General features: G+C 71.4%; 2 protein-coding genes. Both read left to right on the top strand.

The window, feature by feature from the left end; all coding sequences use genetic code 11:
* The first annotated feature begins 392 nt into the window (after positions 1-392).
* Positions 393-2,276 carry an ATP-binding cassette domain-containing protein gene (locus ACIY1X_RS25385; protein WP_399686183.1) on the top strand — a complete coding sequence of 628 codons (1,884 nt, stop codon included), beginning with the start codon at positions 393-395 and terminating at the stop codon, positions 2,274-2,276.
* 17 nt (positions 2,277-2,293) lie between these two features.
* A partial coding sequence (locus ACIY1X_RS25380) for a phospholipase D family protein (RefSeq protein ID WP_399686181.1) occupies positions 2,294-3,852 on the top strand: 1,559 nt, incomplete at its 3' end.

Below are 3,852 nucleotides of genomic sequence, written 5' to 3'. Positions count from 1 at the left end.
ACTCCCGCTTCCACCAAACTCCGCCGCGATCAGCGAAGCCTTAGATTATGACACGCTTTTTGGAAGCCCGTCAAATTTTTTGGCTTTCTTCAAGCCCTCGACTCATTCGAATCCGCCGCTTTCGCACTTGCGACCCCGAATCAGCCGAGCCTGCGATTATGGCATCTTTTTCGATGCCCCGTCAACTCGTTCCTCGTGGTGTCCAGTGGATCGAATCGGCGGTTTCGTCGCCCCCGGCCTTCCGCTTCCGCGTTCAGCCGAGCCCGCCAGTATACATCGGTTGAAAGGCATCGGTCGATGGCGAGGATGTGGACCGTGCGAGCGGCCGCGTGGCGAGGCGCCCCGCGCCGGCGACCGCGGGGCGCGCCTCCCGCGCTCCGGATAATCGACGGATGGCACTCATCACTTTGCTGGGCGCGCATCTCGCCTTCGGGCATGTCGCCCTGTTGGATGGCGCGGAGTTCGCCCTGCTGGACAACGAACGCGTCGGACTGATCGGGCGCAACGGCGCCGGCAAGTCGTCGCTGCTGCGCATCCTGGCGGGACTGGAGCAACCCGACGACGGGACGCTGCAGCTGCGCACCGGGCTTCGGACGACCTACGTCGCCCAGGAGCCCGACCTCGCCCCGACCGCCACGGTCTTCGAGTCGGTGGCCGCCGGTCTGTCGCATGCAACGACGCTGCGCGAACGCTATCTGGCGGCGGCCGAGGGCGAGGACCTGGACGCTTTGCAGTCGCAGATCGAGGCGCTGGGCGCCTGGCACTGGGAGCAGCGCGTGGAAGAAACGCTGCACCGGCTCGGCCTGGACGCGACGGCCGTGATCGGCTCGCTGTCCGGCGGCACGCGCAAGCGGGTGGCGCTGGCGCAGGCGCTGGTGGCGCAGCCGGACGTGCTGCTGCTGGACGAGCCGACCAATCACCTGGACCTGGATGCGATCGAGTGGCTGGAGCAACTGCTGATCGACTTCAGGGGCAGCGTGGTGGTGATCACGCACGACCGCGCCTTCCTCGACCGGATCGCCACGCGCATCGTCGAGCTGGACCGCGGGCAGCTGCGTTCCTACCCCGGCAACTTCGCGCAGTACCAGGCGCAGAAGGAGGAGCAGCTGACGCAGGAGGCGGTGATCCAGGCCAAGGCCGACAAGCTGCTGGCGCAGGAGGAAGTCTGGATCCGCAAGGGCGTGGAGGCCCGCCGCACGCGCAGCCAGAGCCGCGTGGCGCGGCTGGAGGCGCTGCGCCGCCAGCGCGCGCGGCGGCGCGAAGCGCTGGGCAGCGTGAAGATGGACGTGGCCGGCGGCCTGCCCACCGGCAAGATCGTAGCGGAGCTGCAGGGCGTCACCAAGTCCTATGGCGGACGCGCCGTGGTGCACGACTTCAGCGCGACGCTGCTGCGCGGTGACAAGATCGGCCTGGTCGGCCCCAACGGCGCGGGCAAGACCACGCTGCTGCGGCTGATCCTGGGCGAGACGGCGCCGGACAGCGGCACGGTGCGCCTGGGCACGAACCTGCAGGTGGCGTACTTCGACCAGATGCGCGCAGCGCTCGACCTGGACGCGACGCTGGAGGACTTCATCAGCCCCGGCAGCGAGTGGATCGAGATCGGCACGCAGCGCAAGCACGTGAAGAGCTACCTGGGCGACTTCCTCTTCTCGCCGGCGCGCGCGCAGTCGCCGGTGCGCTCGCTCAGCGGCGGCGAGCGCAACCGGCTGCTGCTGGCGCGCCTGTTCGCCCGCCCGGCCAACGTGCTGGTGCTGGACGAGCCGACCAACGACCTGGACATCGACACGCTGGAGCTGCTGGAGAACCTGCTGCAGGACTACGACGGCACGGTGTTCCTGGTCAGCCACGACCGCACCTTCCTCGACAACGTGGTGACCAGCACCATCGCCTTCGAGGGCGAGGGCCGCTGGCGCGAGTACGAGGGCGGCGTGCAGGACTGGCTGATCCAGTCGCGCCGTGCGCGCGAACTCGCCCAGGCCGCGGCGCCGCGCACGGTCGCTGCATCGGCGCCGGCGGCCGCTCCAGCGCCGGCAGCGGCCTCGGCCAAGCGCAAGCTCAGCTACAAGGAGCAGCGCGAGCTCGAGGCGCTGCCGGAGCGCATCGCCGAGCTCGAGGCCGAACAGAAGACGATCGCCGAGCAACTGGAGCGCGGCGGCGGCGCCCTGTACGGAGAAGACCCGGCGCGCGCCGCCGAACTGGCCACGCGCCACGCGCAGATCGAGGAGGCGCTGATGACCGCCCTCGAACGCTGGGACGCCCTGGGCGCCATCGGTTGACCGGGCCTCACGCCATCATGCACCCGCGCATCTTCCTGGGCCGCATGTCCGCCGCCTTCGGCCAGGCGTGCATCCTCGGCGCACTGCTGCTCGGCCTCACGGCCTGCGCCCAGTTGCCGCAGGACGTACCGCGCCCGCCTTCCCGCGCGCTGGCCTCGCCCGAGGGCACGCCGCTGGGCACCCTGGTGCAGCAGCGCCGGCGCGAGGCCGGGGCGCGCAGCGCCTCCGGCTTCCTGCTGCTGGAAGGGCCGCAGACCGCCTACGGCAGCCGGCTGGCGCTCGTCGACGCGGCCCGGAAAACGCTGGACCTGCAGTACTACGCCATCCACGCCGATGCCAGCACGGCCCGCCTGATGCGCGCGGTGCGCGAGGCCGCCGCGCGCGGCGTGCGGGTGCGCATCCTGCTCGACGACTTCCACAGCACCGGGCGCAACGCGCTGGTGCTGCGCCTGGCCTTCGAGCCGAACATCGAGATCCGCCTGTTCAACCCGCTGGCAGGCGCGCGCGCCTCCGCGCTCGGGCGGATCGTCGGCTCGCTGGGCGACGCCGGGCGCATCCAGCAGCGCATGCACAACAAGCTGTTCATCGCCGACAACGCGATGGGCATCACCGGCGGACGCAACCTGGGCGACGCCTACTTCGGCCACGGCGACGCGGGCAACTTCGTCGACCTGGACGTGCTGGCCGCCGGCGAGGTGGTCAAGGAGCTGTCGCGCAGCTTCGACACCTACTGGAACAACGAGCGCGCCTACCCGGTGCAGTCGCTCGTCTCGCGCGAGGCGCTGGACCGGCTGCGCGACGAGGTGCGCGCCGAGCGCGCGCGCCGCGACGGCGCCGCGAACGCCCCGCAGCCGCCGGACGGCGAGCCGCGCCCCGTGGACGGCGCGGACCGCGCGCAGGCGGCGGCACGGCGCGCGGCCGTGTGGAACCAGCAGCCGATGGACCTGGCGGCGCAGCCCTTCGTCTGGGCGCCGGCCGCGATGATGGTGGACCGGCCGGCCAAGATCCCGGCCGACGAACAGGCCGCCGGCACGGCCCCGGCCGCGCCGCCCTCGGCGCAGGGCGAGGTGGCCGCCGGCGAGACGGTGGTCGACGGCCTGCTGCAGTTGATCGGCCAGGCGCGCGGCGATCTGCTGATCATCTCGCCCTACTTCGTGCCCGGCCCGGACATGATGAAGGCCTTCGCCGACGCGGTACGGCGCGGCGTGCGGGTGCGCGTGCTGACGAACTCGCTGGCCTCCAACGACGCGCCGATCGCGCACGTGGGCTATGCGCGGCACCGCGAGGCGCTGCTGGACGTCGGCGTCGCGCTCTACGAGATGCGCAGCGAGCAGGCCACGGTGGGCAGCGCGCTGGGCGCTTCGGGCGCGAGCGTGACGGGCGGCTCGCGCGCCATGCTGCACTCCAAGGTACTGGTCGTGGACGGACGCCTGCTGGTGGTCGGCTCGATGAACCTGGACCTGCGCTCGCAGAAGCAGAACACCGAGGTGGCCCTGCTGATCCGCAGCCCGCAGTTGTCGAAGCAGGCGACGCAGTCGATCGAGACGGCGCTGCGCGAGGGCGCCTGGCACGTCGA

The sequence above is a fragment of the Xenophilus sp. genome (assembly GCF_044462705.1).
GTDB lineage: Bacteria > Pseudomonadota > Gammaproteobacteria > Burkholderiales > Burkholderiaceae_C > Xenophilus > Xenophilus azovorans.
Note: the sequence above shows the minus strand (reverse complement) of the source record. Positions and strands in the feature narration are given on the sequence as shown.

Bases quoted from the DNA above. Each gene is read 5' to 3' on its own strand.
- ACIY1X_RS25385 (WP_399686183.1), top strand. From the start codon at position 393: ATGGCACTCATCACTTTGCTGGGCGCGCATCTCGCCTTCGGGCATGTC.